This is a genomic window from Variovorax monticola (assembly GCF_051216855.1).
Lineage (GTDB): Bacteria > Pseudomonadota > Gammaproteobacteria > Burkholderiales > Burkholderiaceae_C > Variovorax.
The window spans coordinates 698506-716893 of sequence record NZ_JBPJZP010000001.1; the positions used below are offsets into that span (position 1 = coordinate 698506).

At 66.1% G+C, this 18388-nt stretch carries 15 protein-coding genes; 5 read left to right on the forward strand and 10 right to left on the reverse strand.

Going from position 1 to position 18388, the window contains the following annotated elements; all coding sequences use genetic code 11:
* The first annotated feature begins 91 nt into the window (after nucleotides 1-91).
* Genes ACSFA5_RS03175 through ACSFA5_RS03190 form a run of 4 tightly spaced genes read left to right on the forward strand, consistent with a single transcriptional unit; the run spans nucleotide 92 to nucleotide 3816 of the window.
* Nucleotides 92-649 carry a VOC family protein gene (locus tag ACSFA5_RS03175; RefSeq protein ID WP_435442554.1) on the forward strand — a complete coding sequence of 186 codons (558 nt, stop codon included), beginning with the start codon at nucleotides 92-94 and terminating at the stop codon, nucleotides 647-649.
* Entirely contained in the window at nucleotides 642-2147 is a 1506-nt protein-coding gene (gene mhpA, locus ACSFA5_RS03180; RefSeq protein ID WP_435442555.1) for a bifunctional 3-(3-hydroxy-phenyl)propionate/3-hydroxycinnamic acid hydroxylase MhpA, read from the forward strand. Before ACSFA5_RS03175 ends, mhpA begins: the two co-directional genes overlap by 8 nt.
* 27 nt (nucleotides 2148-2174) lie before the next feature.
* On the forward strand, nucleotides 2175-2930 hold the full coding sequence (locus tag ACSFA5_RS03185; RefSeq protein ID WP_435442556.1) for an IclR family transcriptional regulator: 756 nt from the start codon (nucleotides 2175-2177) through the stop codon (nucleotides 2928-2930).
* A gap of 37 nt (nucleotides 2931-2967) precedes the next feature.
* Nucleotides 2968-3816 carry a fumarylacetoacetate hydrolase family protein gene (locus ACSFA5_RS03190; protein WP_435442557.1) on the forward strand — a complete coding sequence of 283 codons (849 nt, stop codon included), beginning with the start codon at nucleotides 2968-2970 and terminating at the stop codon, nucleotides 3814-3816.
* Nucleotides 3817-3831: 15 nt separating this feature from the next.
* Here the strand turns inward: ACSFA5_RS03190 and ACSFA5_RS03195 are convergent, their stop codons facing one another.
* Genes ACSFA5_RS03195 through ACSFA5_RS03220 form a run of 6 tightly spaced genes read right to left on the reverse strand, consistent with a single transcriptional unit; the run spans nucleotide 3832 to nucleotide 9307 of the window.
* Entirely contained in the window at nucleotides 3832-4596 is a 765-nt protein-coding gene (locus ACSFA5_RS03195) for an alpha/beta fold hydrolase (protein ID WP_435442558.1), read from the reverse strand.
* A complete protein-coding gene (locus tag ACSFA5_RS03200) occupies nucleotides 4593-5855 on the reverse strand; it encodes a multidrug effflux MFS transporter (protein WP_435442559.1) in 1263 nt (420 codons plus the stop codon). Before ACSFA5_RS03200 ends, ACSFA5_RS03195 begins: the two co-directional genes overlap by 4 nt.
* Nucleotides 5852-6292, reverse strand: coding sequence for a carboxymuconolactone decarboxylase family protein (locus tag ACSFA5_RS03205; protein ID WP_435442560.1), 441 nt, complete (start codon nucleotides 6290-6292; stop codon nucleotides 5852-5854). Before ACSFA5_RS03205 ends, ACSFA5_RS03200 begins: the two co-directional genes overlap by 4 nt.
* Nucleotides 6289-7503, reverse strand: a complete 1215-nt coding sequence (gene pcaB, locus ACSFA5_RS03210) for a 3-carboxy-cis,cis-muconate cycloisomerase (RefSeq protein ID WP_435442561.1) — start codon at nucleotides 7501-7503, stop codon at nucleotides 6289-6291. The genes ACSFA5_RS03205 and pcaB overlap by 4 nt, the downstream gene beginning before the upstream one ends.
* Nucleotides 7504-7519: 16 nt before the next feature.
* Nucleotides 7520-8353, reverse strand: coding sequence for a shikimate dehydrogenase family protein (locus ACSFA5_RS03215; RefSeq protein ID WP_435442562.1), 834 nt, complete (start codon nucleotides 8351-8353; stop codon nucleotides 7520-7522).
* 30 nt (nucleotides 8354-8383) lie between these two features.
* Entirely contained in the window at nucleotides 8384-9307 is a 924-nt protein-coding gene (locus ACSFA5_RS03220) for a shikimate dehydrogenase family protein (protein WP_435442563.1), read from the reverse strand.
* Between the two features lie 199 nt (nucleotides 9308-9506).
* On the opposite strand from ACSFA5_RS03220, the gene ACSFA5_RS03225 reads away from it, so the two are divergent.
* Nucleotides 9507-10313 carry an IclR family transcriptional regulator domain-containing protein gene (locus ACSFA5_RS03225; RefSeq protein WP_435442564.1) on the forward strand — a complete coding sequence of 269 codons (807 nt, stop codon included), beginning with the start codon at nucleotides 9507-9509 and terminating at the stop codon, nucleotides 10311-10313.
* 126 nt (nucleotides 10314-10439) lie between these two features.
* On the opposite strand, the gene ACSFA5_RS03230 is transcribed toward ACSFA5_RS03225, so the two are convergent.
* From ACSFA5_RS03230 to ACSFA5_RS03245, 4 genes are read right to left on the reverse strand one after another with little or no spacing between them, the layout of a single operon-like run.
* Complete coding sequence (locus ACSFA5_RS03230; protein ID WP_435442565.1) at nucleotides 10440-11438, reverse strand: SEL1-like repeat protein; 999 nt, start codon at nucleotides 11436-11438, stop codon at nucleotides 10440-10442.
* Nucleotides 11438-13120, reverse strand: coding sequence for an SEL1-like repeat protein (locus tag ACSFA5_RS03235; RefSeq protein ID WP_435442566.1), 1683 nt, complete (start codon nucleotides 13118-13120; stop codon nucleotides 11438-11440). Before ACSFA5_RS03235 ends, ACSFA5_RS03230 begins: the two co-directional genes overlap by 1 nt.
* A complete protein-coding gene (locus ACSFA5_RS03240) occupies nucleotides 13117-15414 on the reverse strand; it encodes a phospholipase D-like domain-containing protein (protein WP_435442567.1) in 2298 nt (765 codons plus the stop codon). Before ACSFA5_RS03240 ends, ACSFA5_RS03235 begins: the two co-directional genes overlap by 4 nt.
* The gene (locus ACSFA5_RS03245) at nucleotides 15411-18248 is read right to left on the reverse strand and encodes a type VI secretion system Vgr family protein (protein WP_435442568.1); all 2838 of its coding nucleotides are present in this window, start codon (nucleotides 18246-18248) and stop codon (nucleotides 15411-15413) included. Before ACSFA5_RS03245 ends, ACSFA5_RS03240 begins: the two co-directional genes overlap by 4 nt.
* Nucleotides 18249-18388: the final 140 nt, after the last annotated feature.

Genomic DNA, 18388 nt, shown 5'->3' on the forward strand with positions numbered 1-18388 from the left:
ATGCTTTATTGTCAATATATGAGAATATTGATATTATTTGCTCAAGCCGAGCCAGAACCAGCTCGCCCTTTTTCGCGTGGAGACAAAACCGATGCCCGACCCGACCCCTTCCAACCTGCAGTTCAGCCATATCGGCCTGTATGTGAGCGACCTGCCCCTGATGGCCGGCTTCTACAAGAAGGCGCTTCGCTTCACGCAGACCGATGCCGGCGACCTGGGCACGGTGCAGCTCGTGTTCCTGAGCCGCGACCCGCGCGAGCACCACCAGCTCGTGCTGGCCACGGGGCGGCCCGCGGACATGGGCTTCAACGTGGTGAACCAGATCTCGTTCCGCGTGCCCGACATCGCCACGCTGCGCCAGTACCACGACCGCTTGCTGGCCGGGGGCGCGAGCGACATGCACCCGGTCACGCACGGCAACGCCGTCTCGGTGTACTGCCGCGACCCCGAGGGCAACCGCCTCGAGCTGTTCATGGACACGCCCTGGTACTGCGACCAGCCGCTGCGCGAACCCGTGGACCTGTCGCAGCCCGACGAGGCGATCCTTGCGCAGGCCGAGGCCATCGCCAAGCGCTTGCCCAGGTTCATGAGCCGCGCGCAATGGCAGGCCGACGTGGCGCGCCGCATGCAGGAAGACCAGCGTGACTGAGGCCCCCGTGCACGAGATGCACGACGTGGCCATCGTCGGCCTGGGCCCGACCGGCGCAATGCTGGCCAACCTGCTGGGCGCGGCGGGGCTGTCGGTGGTGGTGCTCGAAAAAGAAGGCGGCATCTTCGCGCTGCCGCGCGCCATTCATTTCGACGGCGAGGTGCTGCGCATTCTTCAGGGCGCGGGGCTGCGCGACGCGGCGCTGGCCATCGCGCGGCCCGGCGAAGAGGGCATGCACTTCGTCAACGGCGCGGGCGAGACCATGCTGATTCGCGGCGGCACCATGGCGCTGGGGCCGCACGGCGGCGCCAACAACTACTACTTTCACCAGCCGCAGCTCGAAGCGGTGTTGCGCGAAGGGCTCGCGCGCTTCGCCAATGTCGATGTGCGGCTGCGCCACGAAGTCCTGAGCGTCGACCAGGACGCCGACAGCGCCGTGCTGCAGGTGCGCGACCTCGAAGGCGGCCACGCATCGCGCGTGCGTGCCCGCTACGTCGTGGGCTGCGACGGCGCGCGCTCGCCGGTGCGAGCGCGCATCGGCAGCCCGATGACCGACCTCGGCCTGAAGCAGCCGTGGCTGGTGTTCGACGTGGTGCTCGCGCAAGACGTGGCATTGCCGCGGCACACGGTCCAGCACTGCGACCCGGCGCGACCCATGACGTATTGCAACGTCGTGGGCAACCGCCGGCGCTGGGAAATCATGGTCCTGCCCGGCGACGACCGCGAAGCGATGCTGCGGCCCGAGGCGCTGTGGCGCATGGTCGCGCCGTGGCTGCGGCCCGACCAGGCGCGGCTGGAGCGCGCCGCGATCTACACCTTTCATTCGGTGATCGCACAAGGCTGGCGCAGCGCGCGCCTGTTGCTGGCCGGCGATGCCTGCCACCAGACCCCGCCCTTCCTCGGCCAGGGCATGTGCGCGGGCATCCGCGATGCGGCCAACCTCGCGTGGAAGCTCGAGGCCGTGCTCCGGCGCAAGGCGGCGTCTTCATTGCTCGACACCTACGAGTCGGAGCGCGCCCCGCACGTGCGCGCCCTCATCGAACTGGCCGTGCGCCTGGGCAACATCATCCAGACCACCGACCCCGCGCTGGCCGCCGAGCGCGACGCCAGGTTTCGCACCGGCCGCCCCGAGATCTTCGAGCTGCCGCCGCAGATGCTGGGCGCGGGCGCGTTCGACGCCACGCCCGGCACGCCCGCCGGGCGGCCCTTTCCGCAGCCCCGGCTGGACGACGGGCGCCTGCTCGACGAAGCACTCGGCCCGCGCAGCGCGGTCATCGGCCATGCGCGGGCGCTGGCCTGCGCGGCACCCGCCACGGCCGAGCGGTGGCGCCGTGCCGGCGCCGTCGTCATCGACCGTCCCGACGCGTCGTTGAGCGCCTGGCTCGCGAGCAACGAGGCCCAAGCGGTGATACTGCGGCCCGACCGATACATCGTCGGCGTCGCGCGCACGGGGCTCGATCTGGATCGCATCTCGCAATACCTTCCCGCCGCGCCATGAAGTTCAAACCATTCGGAAGGAATCGGCGTGCCGGAAAAATCCATGTCCAGCCTGGGCCGCATGCTGGCCGTGCTGGACCTGTTCGACGACAGGCACCTCACGCGCACCGCGGACGACATCGCCGTGCAGCTCGAGGTGTCGCTGCCCACGGGCTACCGCTATGTGCGGCTGCTGCTGGAGGCCGGGCTGCTGCAGCGCGTGGAAGATTCGCACTACGCGCTGGGGCCGCGCATCATCTTGCTGGACCACTACATCCGCAAGGCCGACCCCGTGCTGCGCGAAGGCATTCCGGTGATGCGCGAGCTGGTCGCGGCCACGGGCTTCGACTGCGTCGCCTCGGGTGTGTTCGGCATGCAGGTGCTGGACACGCACCGCGAGATGGGCAGCACGCCGCCCACGCTGTCCTACGGGCGCGGCCGGCCACGCCCGCTGTTCCTGGGCGGCGCGCCGAAGGTGCTGCTGGCCAGCTTCACTCCGCCGCAGCTGCGCAAGGTGTTCGATGCACGCCAGCAAGAGGCCGTGCGCAGCGGCCTGCCAGCGGAATGGAGCGAGTTCCGCAAGCACTACGCGGCCATCCGCAAGGCGGGCCACTACGTGTCGATCGGCGAGCTGGAGCCGCAACTGGCGGCCGTGGCCGCGCCGATTCCCAAGGCCGACGGGGGTGCATGGGCCGCGATCTCGCTGGTCTTCGACACGTCCCGGCTGTCCATCGTCGACCTGGACAAGATGGTCCAGCTGATCACCGAAGGCGCCGCGCGCATCGGAGGTCGACTGGCCCGGTAAACCGTTTCTTCAACCCAACCGCCTGCGAAGGCAGACCATGAAACTCATCAGCTACCAACACAACCGCCAGGACAGCTACGGCGCCGTGCTCGGCGACCGCATCGTCGACCTGCGCGACGTCTTCGGCGCACGCGCCGCAGACCTCAAGGCCCTCATCGCCGCCGGCCTGCTCCGGGAAGCGGCGCAGGCCGTGGCCGGCGCCAAGGCCACGCTGCCGATGAGTGAAGTGACGCTGCTGCCGGTGATTCCCAACCCTGGAAAGATCGTGTGCGTGGGGCTGAACTACGGCGACCATGTGCGTGAAACGGGGCGCGAGATCACCGAGAAGCCGACACTGTTCCTTCGCGTCGCCGAATCGCAGGTTGCGCATGGGCAAGACATCGTCATGCCGCCCGAGTCGAGCAAACTCGACTACGAAGGCGAGATCGCGATCGTCATCGGGCAAGGCGGGCGACGCATCGACGAAGCGCACGCCTGGGACCACATTGCCGGGTACGCCTGCTACAACGACGGCTCCATCCGCGACTGGCAGACCGCCACGCCGCAATGGACGGCCGGCAAGAACTTCTGGCGTACCGGCGGCTTCGGGCCCTGGCTGGTGACGAGCGACGAAATTGCGCAGGGCCAGGTCATGACGCTGGTCACGCGGTTGAACGGCCAGGAAATGCAGCGCACGACCACCGACAAGCTGATTCACAGCATTCCGCGCCAGATTGCGCATATCTCGGCGTTCATGCCGCTGGCCCCGGGCGACGTGATCGTCACCGGCACGCCGGGCGGCGTGGGTGCCAAACGCACCCCGCCGGTGTGGATGAAGCCGGGCGACGTGGTCGAGATCGAGGTCGACGCCATCGGCATCCTGCGCAACGGCATTCGCGCGGAATGAGCGCGACCGTCCTCTTCAGAGACTGCGCCAGAAATCGATCAGCAGCTGCGTGAACTCCACCGGGCGCTCGACCGCGCTCACGTGCGCCGCGTCGATGGTGGCCAGGCGCGCACCCGGAATGGCCGCGGCCATGGCCTCGGACATGGCCAGCGGCGTGGCCTCGTCCTGCAGGCCGCCGATGACCAGCGTGGGCACCGCGATGCGGCGGTTGCTTTCGCGAAAGTCGATGGCGGCCACCGCGTTGCAGCTTTCGATGTAGCCCTGTGCGTCGGTGCGAACCAGCGTGTCGTGCAGCGCCCGGGCGGCCACCGCGCCTTCGGGCGTGCCCGCGAAGGCCGGCGTGAGCCAGCGCGACACGGCGCCCGGCGCAATGGCGGCCACGCCCTTGGCGGCGACTGTTTCGGCGCGCGCGCGCCAGGGCGCCTGGTCGGGGTAGTGGGCCGACGAATTGGCGATGACCACGGTCTGCAGCAACTCGGGGTGCCGCACGGCCAGCGCCTGCGCGGTCATGCCGCCCATCGACAGGCCGACGAAATGCACCGGCTCACCGCCCGCCTCGCGCGCGATGAGCTCGGCCGCGTCCTGCGCCAGCGTCTCGATGCGCAACGCGCCGGGCACCACGTCCGATGCGCCGTGGTTGCGGTGGTCGTAGCGCACGACAGTGTGGGCGCGCGACAGCAGCGCGGCCACGGCGTCCCACATGTGCAGGTTGCAGCCGAGCGCATGGCTGAGCACGACGATGGGGCCGTCGCCCTCGCGAACGACGTTCAAACGGGTCATGGTGTGGTGTCCTTTGTCGGGTCTGCAGGGTGTGCAGGGGGTTGAAAGTGCTGCAGGCGCGGCAGCCAGAAGAATGCAATGGCCATCAGCACGCAGCCGGCCAGCAGCATGGGCACGACCATCGGCCAGGCGCCGTGGGAGTAGCCGGGGTCGACGAACAGCGCGGCCACCTGGCCCACGCAGAACGCGACCATCATCATGCCGAAGCCCGACCACGACACCGCCCGCCCCGCCAGGTGCGGCAGGTCGCCCACGGCGCCCGCCTGCCCGCACGGCTGGTGGATGCCGTGGCCCAGGCAGTACACCGCGTGGCCCACCAGCAGCGGCACCGCGCTCAGCGGCAGCAGCAGGCAGCCCAGCGCCTGGACGACCGGGCCGGCCAGGCTCAGCGACGCGCCCAGCCGCACCGTGCGCACCGGCCCGTAGCGGCGCAGCAGCGTGCGGCACAGGATGGTGCTGAAGATGTAGACCAGCGAGCCCCCGGCCGGAATCCACCCGTACTGCGCGGGCGACCAGCCCAGGTAGCCGATGTAGACCATGGGCGAGAGCAGCAGAAAGCAGAACAGCCCGCCGTAGGTGGTCGCGGCCAGCGAGGCCCAGGCGCGGAACGACCGGCTCGCGAACACGGCGCGCGTGCTGCCGCGCGGCGCGGACAATTCGCCGCCGCTGCCGCCGCCGGGCGCGAATGGCCGGCGCGTTTCACCGAAAGAGCGCCAGCACAGCGCGAGCAGCACCGAGGCGTAGAGCGCCATCGCCACCATCACCCAGCGCCAGCCCGCCCCTTGCACCAGCCAGGCGCCCAGCAGCGGCGCGGCCAGGCCGACCACGCCCAGTCCCGTGAGGCCGCGCGCCATCACGTGCGGGCCTTCGTGCGCCGGGTACAGGTCGCGCACCGCCGCGCGCGAGCACACCAGGATGGCCGCCATCGAAAAGCCCTGCAGCGTGCGCCAGCCCGCGAGCAGCGCCACGCTGCCCGCGAAGGCGCCGCCCAATGCGGCCAGCACATAGCAGGCGAGCCCCGCCAGCAGCACCGGCCGCCGGCCGAAGCGGTCGGCCAGCGGGCCGCACAGCAGCTGCGCAAAGCCGAAGGCCAGCACGAACAGCGTGAGGCTGGTGCTGGCCGAGCCGAGCTCGCTGGCAATGGCCGGGAGCGCGGGCAGGTAGCTGTCGGTGGCCACCGGCTGCGCCGCGAGCAGCAGCGGCAGCAGCAAGGTGAAGCTGACGTCGAACCGGCCCTTGCGGGCGACCGGCGCGCTCACCTGGTGGCGGGTTGCGGTGACGGGGCGGCGGCCAGCAGGCCCTTCTCGCGCAGGATGTTCGTCGCAATGCCGAAGGCATGGTTGGCCACCGGCACGCCGCAGTAGATGGCGGCCATCATGATCACTTCCTTGATGTCTTCCGGCGTGAGGCGCGACTCGGGCGGGCCGTCGAGCGCGGCGCGCACGTGCATCGCGAACTCTTCGTACGCATGGATGCCCAGCATCATCGACAGCACCATGTAGCGGCGCGTCTTGTCGCCCAGCGCGGGGCGGCCCCAGATGTCGTTCCACGCATGGCGCGTGATGAGTTCCTGGAACTCGGCGTTGAACTCGTTGCGGTTGGCGAGCGACTTGTCGACCCAGGCGTCGCCCAGCACGCGGCGGCGGTTGAGCAGGCCGTCTTCGTAGTCGCTGCTCGGGGTATCGGGGGCGGTCATTGCGAAAGTTCCTTGTGTTCGATGAGCCGGGCCTGCAGCGCCTTCACTTCGGCGAGCGCGGTCTGTCCGGCATGGTGGGCGAGCGCGGGGTCGAACCATTCGTCGGCCGCGTCGCGTGGGAGTTCGGCGCGCAGCCGGTCGATGTTGGCGCGCATGCGCGCGGCGTCGACCTGCAGCCCGGGCAACGCACCGGCCATGGCGCGCACGCTGCCGTGCGCGGACATCAGCAGCTGCGGCCATTCGGCCAGTTCGGCCTGCCAGGCGCCGAGCGCGCGTTCGTGTTGTTGCGGCATGGCGCCGAGCAGCGCGGCCACGCGCTGCGGCGCGCGGTGCGCGGCGGCGATGGCCACCATCGAGGCCACCGGGTTGCGCTTGTGCGGCATGGCCGACGAACCGCCGCGGCCGGGCTCGCTGGGCTCGGCCACCTCGGCCACTTCGTACTGGCCGAGCAGCGCGATGTCGACCGCGATCTTGCCGAGGCTGCCCGTCATCAGGCCGAGCTCGCAGCCCAGCGCGACCCATTCGTCGCGCTGCGTGTGCCAGGTGGCGCCGGGGTCGGCCAGGCCCAGTTCCTTGGCCATGCGCTGTCTCACGGCCGGGCCGTGGCCCTTCATCTGCGCGAGCGTGCCCACGGCGCCGCCCAGCTGCAACTGCAGCGCGTGCTTCGCGGCCTCGCGCAGCCGGATGCGGCTGCGCACCAGCGGCGCGGCCCAGCCCGCGCACTTGAAGCCGAAGCTGGTGACCGAGGCCGGCTGCATCAGCGTGCGCGCGAGCATCGGCGTTTCGGCATGCGTCACGGCCAGGCGCAGCAGCGCGTCGGCCGCCTTGGCCAGGTCGGTTTCCACCAGCGCCACCGCCTCGCGCGTGACCAGCGACATGGCGCTGTCGATCACGTCCTGGCTGGTGCTGCCGAAGTGCACGAAAGGCGCGGCGTCTGCATTGAACATGCCCACCGCGTCGCGCAGCGCCTTCACCAGGGGAATGGCCACGCTGCCTGCACGTCCGCTCTCGCGCACGATCTTCGCGACGTCGAACAGCTCGACCTTGCAGCTGCCGAAGATCGAATTCGCGGCGCTCTCGGGGATCAGCCCCTCGGCGGCCTGGGCACGTGCCAGCGCGGCCTCGAAGCGAAGCATGGCGTCGACGAAGGCGCGGTCGCTGAAGGCGCCGAGCGTTTCCGACGTGGAGAGAAAGCCTTCAAAAATACTCATGCGGGAACCTGCTCTTTCAATACTTCAATTGGGCCACGGCGCGCAGTTCTTCCGGGGACGCCGTGCCGAATCCGAAGAACTCCAGGTACGCCGGAATCATCTCGAACAGCATGTCCGTGCCCACCTGCACCTGGCAGCCCTTGGCCTTGGCGGCGAGCAGCAGCGGCGTGAACTCGGCCTTCATCACGACCTCGCCGACGAAGGTGCCCGCATCGATGCGGTCCACGTCGAAGGGCAGCGGGTCGCCCTCCTTCATGCCCAGCGGCGTGGCGTTGACGACCACGTCGCAGCCGGCCGGGTCCTTCGAGCCGGTGCTGACCTTCATCTGCGGGTAGTTGTCGCGCAGCCGCGCGGCCAGTGCGTCGGCGGACGCCGCGCTCATGTCGAACAGCATCAGCTCGGCGGCGCCGGCCGCGGCGATCGACGCGGCAATGGCCGAGCCCACGCCGCCCGTGCCCGACACCAGCACGCGCGTGCCCTTGAACAGGCGCCCCTTGCGCTCCACGCCGCGCACGAAGCCCGCGCCGTCGAACTGGTCGCCCAGCAGCGTGCCGTCGGGGCGCTTGAGAATGGCGTTGCACGCGCCCGCCACGCGCGCAGTGGGCGTCACCTCGTCGACCAGCGACATCGTCGTGACCTTGTGCGGCATGGTCACCAGCGCCCCGCGCAGGTTGCTGAACCTGAAGATCTGCGGCAGCGAGGCCGCGTAGTCCTCGGGCTTCACGCCCATGGGCACCACCACCGCGTCGATGCCCTGCTTGTCGAACCAGGGGTTGTAGATCATCGGGGCCTTGAAGGCCTCGGTGGGAAAGCCCAGGTGGGCGATGAGCGTGGTCTTGCCGGAAATCATGAAAGTCGTTTCGTTGAAAGGTTCAGGGCCTCAGGCGACGCTGGGCGAGTGGTAGCGAAAGGGATTTGCAATCTCGGCCTGCATCGCCGGCGGATAGACGATTTCGCGCAAGAAATCGGCGTCGGCCTGCAGCGCCTCGGCTGCGTCGAGATGGCCGAAGTAGCGCAGGTAGTGCGGCATCTGCTGAATCAGCATCTCGAAGCCGGCCTGCGCATTGAGCCCGCGCGCACGCGCGGCCTGCACCAGCGGCGTGGGCTGGTTGCGCAGCAGGATGTCGAAGAGCGCCGCGTGACCGTCCATGCGCGACACATCCACCGGCATCGCATCGCCTTCGACCAGCCCGAGCGGCGTGGCGTTGATGACGAGGTCGTAGCCTTCGGGCGCACTGCTGTCGACCGCCACCACGGTCGCATCGAAAAAAGCATCGAGCTTGGCCGCCACGCCCGCCGCCTTGCCGGCCGCGCTGTCGAAGAAGGCGATGTGTTCCGCGCCGTTCACCGTGCCGCCTTCGGCCAGCGCCACGCCGATGGCCGCTGCGCTCACGCCCGCGCCCAGGATCAGCACGCGCTTGCCGCGAAAGGGAACGTTGCAGTGGTCCAGCGCGCCGATCAGGCCTTCGCCGTCGAACAGGTCGCCCTCGAGCTGGTCGCCCTCGGTGCGCCGCACCACGTTGACCGAGCCCGCCACGCGCCCGAACAGGCCGCAGCCGTCGAGCAGGTCGACCACCAGCGGCTTGTGCGGCGGTGCGATCACCATGCCGCGCACGTTGCGCGCCAGGAAGGCCGACTTGAAGAACACCGCGAAGTCGCGCACGGGCACCTGCATGGGCAGCAGCACCGCGTCGATGTCGTAGCGCTCGAAGGCGGCGTTGAACATGCGCGGCAGCCGAACGTTGCGAACCGGGTCGCCGGGAATCAGGTACGCCTGGGTGCTGCCGCGGATGGAATGGCTCATGTGCTTGCTTCCGTTCGTCAATCGCTCGTTTCGAGGCCGGATGCCTCGCTTTATAGACCCTTCGCTTCGCCCTTGCTGCCCTGGGGAGCTTCAAACGTGCGATTATCGAACTGTAAAAATCGATGATCGTTCGATTCAAGGGTTTTCAGGGATGCCGAGGGCACCCGTCGCCCGCTCTGCCGAAGGCACACTTCCGCCCATGACGAAGGACAGCAAGGACCCGGACAAGGACGACGGCGCCCCGCCCGCGGGGCTGGACAAGCGCGACTGGATCGCCGGCCTGGAGCGCGGCGTGAGCATCATCGAGGCCTTCGACGACGCCAACCCGCGCCTCACCGCCAGCCAGGCCGGCCAGCGCACGAACATGACCCGCACCGCCGCACGGCGCTACCTGCTCACCTTGCAGCACATGGGCTACGTGGCGAGCGACGGCAAGCTCTTCTGGCTCACGCCGCGCGTGCTGCGGCTTGGGCAGTCGTACCTGGAATCGGCCCGCCTGCCGCGCGTGGTGCAGCCCTTTCTGCAGCGCGTGGCGGCGGGAACCAACGAGTTTGCGTACCTGAGCGTGATGGACGGCGACGAGGTGGTCTACATCGCGCGCAACGGCCCCAACCGCAGCATGAGCACCGGCTACGTGCTGGGCGCGCGGGTGCCGGCGCAGGTCACGGCGTCGGGCATGCTGATGCTCGCGCTGCGCAGCGACGCGGAGCTGAACGAATGGCTGGCGACCAAGACGCTGACCGTGTTCACCTCGCACACCATCGCGAGCATGGAGCGCATGCGGCTGGAGCTGGCGCGCATCCGAGCACAGGGCTGGGCGCTGTCGGAACAGCAGCTCGACCTGAACTCGCGCGGCATCGCGGCGCCGCTGCGCGACCGGCACGGCACGCTGGTGGGAGCGCTGAACATCACGATGCCGATGGGGCATGAAAGCTCGGAAGACGCGGTGGCGCGGGTGTTGCCGGTGCTCCGGGAGACGGCGCAGGCGATGCGCAACCTGATCTGAGTTCGTGCGCTGGCGCGGACCGCGCCAGCGATCAATTCCGCTTGCTCGACCACCCGCGCTGTAGGACGCCGGTGCTGGTGGCGTCGCTCAGGGGAACAGTCGATTTCTTCTGGGTGGTTTGACTGCTCATGGATTGCGCTCGCGGGTACTGACCGCCTTGGCTGCATCGACCAGCGTCTTGCGTTCGCCATCCCAGAAGGGCAAGGAAGCGGGTGGCAATGGCAGAACCTTGTCGAGGTATGGGAAGCGAAGGTCGGGGTTGAGCTCAATGGCGTCACCTAGTTCGCTGTAACGCTTCGCTCGTGCCGTGTCGATGATGTTGCCTGTGAGAGGCGTCGCTCTGTCGAATCGGACAGACAAGGCGTTTGCACAATCCTGACAGTCCAGCTTCACACCCTCGTGATAGATCTGGAGCGCACGGGCATAGTACTCTGGTGTTTTCCCATCCCTGTTGGCAAGTGTCATGGCCAGCTCGTAAGCGCCCTCTGCGCTACCTTGCGCGAAAGAACACTGCAGCATCTTGAGTGCGACCTCGCGGTTGCCCCAGAAGCCCTGGCTTGGGTTGTCGTACGTGCCTTTGAGCTTGGCGCCCAGATAGGCCTGCGACGCCGAACTCCCCATGTCCGCCGCCAGCTCCCAGAATGCATAGGCTCGGCTGGCATCGCCGTTCACGCCGATGCCACGCTGGTGGTAGGTTCCCATCTTGTCGAAGGCAGCAGGCACGCCTCGTTTCATCAAACCTTCGACAAGAAGCACTGCCTGCTCGGTGTCAGGCTCGACGCCCAAGCCCTGTTCGTACAGCCCAGCCAAGTTCATGGCAGCTTTCCAATGTCCCAACGCCGCCGCCTGCTTCCACAGTGCAGCTGCCTTGGCATGGTCGCGCTTGTCGGGCCAGAGTTCGTAGCTGGTGGCGGCCATTCCCTGCTGGAACAGCACTTCCGCTTCCGCCGTGACGGGCGGATTGGCGTCGGCTTCGTACTTGCAGGTGTAGTCGGCCCGGTGCGGGTCGAACGCTTTCAAATTCATGTTGCGCGGCAAACTGTTCATGGAGCAGGCGGTCAAACCAGCAAGCACGAAGACGGCAGCCAACAGCGAAGCGAGAAAACGAAGGTGCATCTTCTTCATCACGTCCTGATCGATTGCATCAGCGTCACATGCACATGCCCCGAGGCATCCAATTGATTGGCATCGCCTACCCAACGCCAACGAATGTCTCGCGCCGCCACGTTCAACCCGCCCGACTCGTGCAGCGTGGTCAACGCCGGGAAAGGCTGGCCCCTCTCGACGTAGGCTTGCCGCCATTGCTCATAAAACACCGCAGCGTGTATGTGCCCCTTCTTCAGGCGCGCCGACCAGATGCCGGTCTGCGGACAAGAAACGGTACCGCTGCAGCTGTTGGGCACTTCCGGCGCAGCAACATAGCGCGCAATGCCCTGTGCAACGTACGGACTGATCGATGTCGCTTGCTGCACAGGCACACCCTTGTAGTGCCAGGACACGTCGCCGTAGCCACGCGGGATCTTGTCCGCGAAATTGGGAAGCGCCTCGCCGCGCTTGAAATTCCATGGCACCTGTGCCGCATTCCAGTCGATTTGCCAATCGCCACGGACCACGTCGATCTGGGGCAACCAATAGCCGGTGAAGTAAGCCTGTTGCTTGGCTTTGAGGCCCCATGGCCTGCCGTGGTTGTCGTGGGCGTTCTCGCCGGGGGGCAGCGTGATGTTGCCGGTCAGCACGTAGCCCTGGGGAATGTGGGTTTTGCCTGTGCGGCCGGCCCCCGGCGTGGCCGGCGTTGGTTGCTTGACGATGACCGCCTTGGCTGCATCGACCAGCGTCTCGCGCTTGCCATCCCAGAAGGGCAATGCGGCAGGCGGCAATGGCAGAACCTTGTCGAGGTTCGGGAAGCGAAGGTCGGGGTTGAGTTCCAACGCACCTCTCAACTCTCGATAGCGGTCGGCACGTACCTTGTCAATTGTGTTTCCCGTTAAAGATTCAGCGAGGCGAAAACTAACGGACAGGTCGCGTGCACAATCCTGGCAGCCCAGCTTCACACCCTCGTGATAGATCTGGAGCGCACGGGCATAGAACTCCGGTGTTTTCCCATCCCTGTTGGCAAGTGTCATGGCCAGCTCGTAAGCGCCCTCTGCGCTACCTTGTGCAAAAGAACACTCCAGCATCTTGAGTGCGACTTCGCGGTTGCCCCAAAAGCCTTGGTTGGGGTTGTCGTAGGCCCCTTTCAGCTTGGCGCCGAGATAAGCCTGCGCCGCCGAACTCCCCATGTCCGCCGCCAGCTCCCAGAATGCATAGGCTCGGCTGGCATCGCCGTTCACGCCGATGCCACGCTGGTGGTAGGTTCCCATCTTGTCGAAGGCAGCAGGCACGCCTCGTTTCATCAAACCTTCGACAAGAAGCACTGCCTGCTCGGTGTCAGGCTCGACGCCCAAGCCCTGTTCGTACAGCCCAGCCAAGTTCATGGCGGCCTTCCAATGTCCCAACGCCGCCGCCTGCTTCCACAGTGCCGCTGCCTTGGCATGGTCGCGCTTGTCGGGCCAGAGTTCATAGCTGGTGGCGGCCATTCCCTGCTGGAATAGCACTTCCGCTTCGGCCGTGATGGGCGGATTGGCATCAGCTTCGTACTTGCAGGTGAAGTCAGGTCGATGCGGGTCGAAGGCTTTCAAATTCATGTTGCGGGGCAAGCTGTTCATGGGGCACGCGGTCAGATTAGAAAGAGTGAAGACGGCAGCCAGCAGCAAAGCGGGCCAGCGACAGCGGGAGAAAAAACACAGGAGCGGGGCATTCACGTTCATGCCAATCTGACGTTGCTGGTGCGTTCGTCAAGGAACTTGACGAGGAAACTGCAAAGCGGATCCCCCGCAGCTTTCTTGTCCAAATTGGCACTGGCCTCTTTTTCCCAGCTGTCGAACGTCTCCGACATTGCCACCTGATCCGTCGCATCGCCGCCCCCATCGAACTGCCCTCTCGTGTGCTGCCGCCACACCCGCTGCCGCAAATCCTTGGACTTCTCCGCGTTGTCACTGGCAATGTTGATTTCGCTGTCCACCGCAAAGCTGCGCAGGTTCAAGTTGGCGCTCCCCAGCGTGAACATGCTGTCGTCGATGATCATCAGCTTGCTGTGAACGTAGATCTCGCGGTAGCGCAGCGCAGCCGCGTCCTTGATCTGTTTGCTGCGGTCGGCCGGCGGAATGGGTTTGATGCGGGAGTTTGTCGAAACACCCCAGCCTCCGGCATCGATGCTGCGAGCCCTTGCGTCGGCCTGTTCGGCCTGGTAACGCGTCCACTCCTTCAACTCCTGTTCGTAGCGCAGCCTCTCCTGATCGGCCTTCAGTGCCACGGGCGTGCGGCTGGCAGACCCGTCCGCGTCGAACGTCCAAAGGCTTGCAACCAGCGTTCGCATGGCCATGTTGTGGCTCAGCGCGTCGCGCACCTTCTGGCTGTCCTTGGCACCCCCTGCCTTCTTGTAGCTCTGCGCAATGTCCGACAGTGGTGGGGGTGGCCCGGGATCCACCTGCGGCTGCAGCGCGCCGCTCTGCCCCGATTCGTAGGCAAGACGCCGCCTGGTGTATTCGTCCAGATCATGCTCGGCCTTGGCGTGGCGATCCAGTTCCTTGCGGATCTGTTTTTCCTGGTTGGGCACCGAGTCGCCATGCCCCAGTTCAGCCACGATGTCATGCGTGCGCGACACCATGAATCCGTGCTCGGGCGTGGGCGCGACCACCATCACATGCAACACGGGTACTTGGTCCTTCGGAACGTTGGCCGCGGCGCAGCCGTTCACGAATTTCTCGCGCTGCGTCTTCAGGTCATGCGCCCAGTCCGCATGCTGCAAATATTGATTCTCGATATAGAGGTAGTGGCGCGCGAAGCTGCCGGCCTGGTAGTACAGCCGGCTGACGGAGCGTTCACCGCCTTCTGCGTCGGGCATCGTGCGCAGAATCTGCGCCCGCTGAAAAGGTGCCGAGACATTCTTGATGAGGTTTTTGGGCGGATTTTTCAGATCCAGCGCGCGGCCCTTGATGGCGCTCCCTGCGCCAGGACCATCCGCTCGGGCGGTGTTCCACGCCTCGGTGAAGTTCTTGCACACAGCCACCACGGCATCGCCTTCCACACGGCAGACAAAGTCTTGATAAGGCTTGAGCGTGGTCTTGTCGGCGGAAGGGCTCTCCCAGCCTTTGCCCGCAGAGTGGTCCTTGTTGACGCCCTCGAAATTTCGGCCGCGCTTCGCATCGTTGAAGAGATGTTCTTCCGTGTCCCAATACTCGGAAACGGAGTTCAGGCCCATCACGTAGGCCCGGGGATGGGCGCCCTCGTAGTCGATGACGATCGTTTTTTGATGATGGGTCGCCACCAGTTCGAAAGAGACGCGCTCGGTTTGGCTTGGTGAGGCGGCACGCCCCCTGAACTCGCCTTCGAGGCTGCTCGCCACGGCATCGTTGACCCCGCCGCGCGTGCGCAGCGACAGGCCGTCGATCTTTCCGGCCACGGCCTCCCGCCACCACCGGCTGTTGAACATTTCCCTTTGGTCGCTCACGGTGGGCCCGGGCTGCGGGGCAAGGATGGGACGGCTGGTCGCGTGACCAGCGCCGGCTTCGAGTCTGGCGCGCGCCGCAGCGTCCACCACGGGCACGTTGTGCTTATACCCGGCTTCTTCCTTGTAGCCCGGCAGGTTGCCGGCGATGGCTGTGCCGATCTTGTCCTGCCACACCAGGAGGCGCACCTGAACCTTCTTCTTGCTGGTGTTATGCCCCCGCGTGGCGTCGCGCAGCAGGTCGCCCCAGGTCATACCGCGCGGCCACTCGCCGCTGTTGCGGGTCAACTCCATCGCCGGATCGAAGCCCCAGAAAGCGAGATCGACAGACTGCTCGGCGGACTGAATGTCTTCGGCGATGCGTTTGAAGCTGTGCTCGCCGCAGATGTAGACGGTCAGGTTGTTGAAGTGAAAGACGGGTGTCTTTTCGTCTTCGTTCTTTTCCAGCTTCCATTGAAGGCTGCCGGTGGCCGTGCGACTGATATCGCTCAACGGGATCTTGGATTTCTGCTGGGTATCGGGAGCTCTGGACATGTGGGTGTCTTCGATTTTCAAGTTTGGTCAGCGTTGTCTTGACGATGCTGGTAGTGCTGCAAGCGGTCCTTCAGGTCGTTCTGGGCAGCGCGGTAGCCTTGGGCGGCAAGCCTCTGGTCCGAGCCCTTCAACTGCGCCGTGACCAGCAGCTCGAACTCGTTGCCGTTGGTCAGCTTGACCTTGTAGGAACCCGTGCCTTCCTGGTGGTCCTCGATCAACACCTGGCCGTGCGCGTCGGTGACGCCTTTCGTTACCTCGGCACCGTCCTTGTAGAGCGTGTAAGGCTCCATCGCGATGGCGCGCCCGTCTTCGGCATGCGAGCGCAGCACAAAGGTGCGTGCCGTCTTGCTGTCCTTCAGGCTGGAGCTTCCGCTCGCAGCCAAGGTGGGCGCGTTCTTTGGCCCCACCATGCTGTGCACCGCGGCGTACTCGGTGTGCTTGCCCGAGGTGGCCTCTTCGATGCCTGCAGCAGTCAGGCGGATGGTGCTCCCCCCGCCGTTGAGCACGAGTTCTTCCTTTGCGGTGATCGTGATGCTGTCGGCGACCTGCACGATGTTCAGCTTGGCAACGATGCTGATGCTGTCCTTGAGCGCCTTGATGTCGATGTCGCCGCCGAAGGCAAACAACCTGATGCCCGCCTGGTAAGCGAAAAGACGCACGGCCTGCCTGGCGCTGGCCAGAAAACTTTTGACGGCAGAGACGCTGATATGCGCGCCGCTGGTGAGTGCGACATGCTCGCCAGCATGCACATGGGTGCTTTGCACGCTGGTGCTCGCGATGCCCGCAGACGAGGCCAGTACCAGGTGCGGCTCGTCAAGCTCAGGAAACTGGCCCGCTTCAGGCTTGCTTTTCTTGCCAGCACCCGCGATGGCGTTGTTCTGGCCCTTGAGTGCCCCGACAACTTCGCCCTGGTCGCTCGCATCCTGGGCCCTGGCTTCTTGCGCGGCGCTGCCGAGCGACTCGTGCAAATCACGCCCCTGCGTCAGACGCGCCACGGTCTCGCCCATGTCGGTGAGATGGGCCTCGGCGTTGGGGCGTCCCTCGGTGGAAATGAGCAGGCCGTCTTTGGCGCGCAACGAAGCGTGACCGTCGGTGCGCAGTTCGAACCCCTGCCCTCTGTCGTCCTCGCGGCCCGCGTTGTCTTCCAGGCGAGCGATGTGTCCCAGGCTCAGCTGGCTGTGCTGATGATCGCTTTTGAGCTGGACCTGGATTCTTCCGGCCGTGTCGTCGAGCGTGAGGTTGTTCGAGCGCCCGGCGGCACTGTTGCCGCCCTCCTTGGTGAGCTCCCTGCTTTTGAAGCCCGAGAGTGCCTGCTGGCTGGGCAACGCCCATGGCGGCTTGTTATTTTGGTTGTACGCCCGTCCGGTGCAGATGGGCAGGTCCGGATCGCCACCGAAGAAATCGACAATCACTTCCTGCCCGATGCGCGGAATCTGGATGCCGCCCAGCTGGTTGCCTGCCCAAGGGCTGGACACCCGTATCCAGCACGTGCTGTGCTGGTCGCCCTGGCCAAGACGGTCCCACGGGAACTGCACCTTGATGCGGCCCAACTCATCGGTCCAGATGTTCTGGCCGGCAGGGCCGACCACCACCGCCGACTGCGGCCCTTGGGTCAGAGGCTTGGCTCGGGTCGAGATCGGGCGCAGCGGCTGCACCATGGGGTGCGCGGTGAAGTCGACCTCCACCTTCCAGTGCTGGTTTCTGCCGGACGCCGCATTGCGAATCTGGCTGTCCTGCGCGACATCTTCGATCAGGAAGTGGGTGCCCAGAATCAGGTATTCCGTATTGGCTTTCTCGCGCGGATGCTCGACCAACTGAAAGGAGCATCCCGGCACCATGCCCCGCAGATTGCCGCTGGCCTGCGCCCTCGTGCCGTGGGTGCGCAGGGCCTGCATGCGCATCAAAGCCAGCTGCCGGCCTTCGTCTTGAGGATCGTTGGCATCCGCGCTGCCCGCGCGCGGTTGAACATAGTGGCTGCCGGCCTGGCTCGCATGCCATTGGTAGACCTCGCCATCGGCATGCCCGGTGGCGCGCGGATCGCTGCGGCCAATGCCCAGAGCTGCCTTGGGCCGGGTGTAGTCGAAATCACGGGCCGCATACTTGCCGCTCGTGAGATGGCTGTGCGGAACAAAGCTGTGGACATACTCGCTGTCGGTCTTCCAGCCCGGCGCGTGGTACTCGACTTGCCGGTAGGCCGCGCTGTCGTTCCTCTTGTGCGCGCCCATGTTGTCAATGAGCACCAGGCGATGCTTTCCTTCGCTGTGCTCGAAGAAATAGTTGATTCCCCAGTATTGCGTCAGGCGTTCGAAGAAGGCGAAGTCGCTTTCGTTGAACTGGACCTGATAGTCGCGCAACGGGTAGCTTTCGATCAGGCGCTTGTCCACGGGAAAGTGGTAGTCGGCCAGCAGCTCGTCGAGGATCTGAACGACGGTCTTGTTCTGGTAGATCCGGCAGTCGGTGGTGAGCGTCGCGCGGTGTAGCCAGGGGCGCAGCGTGAGCTTGTATTGAACGTGGCGGCCTTCTTCGCCCCACAGCGATGCATCGGTGATGAGCCCGCAGATCTGGCGCACGCCGGCGCCGACGTGATCGACCGACGCACCCACGGCACCAGGCAAAAACTGGCCGAAGCCGTCGAGCTGGATGCTGCATGCGATCTGCTGACCGATGAAGCCATCGAGATCGAAGTCCATCGCACTGCTGGCGCCGAGGTTCAGGGTATCGGGTGTCTTGAGCACCAGTTCATACGCAAACAGGCTGTTGACGCTTTCGCGGCCTGCCAGGCTCACGGGCTCCAGCGCAGGCCGGCCCGCTATCACGGGAATTGCCGTGCTCTCTACGGTCAAAGTGCGCGTCATTCGAGTTTTCTCCTTTGAGAACTTGAAACCCGGGCAAAAGTCGACGCGCAGTTTGAGACCCATCGGTCCCGCACCATTGCAAACAACGGTCAAACGTCAGTCGCCCGGCAAGCCGGCCTGTCAGAGCGTGGAAAATTCAC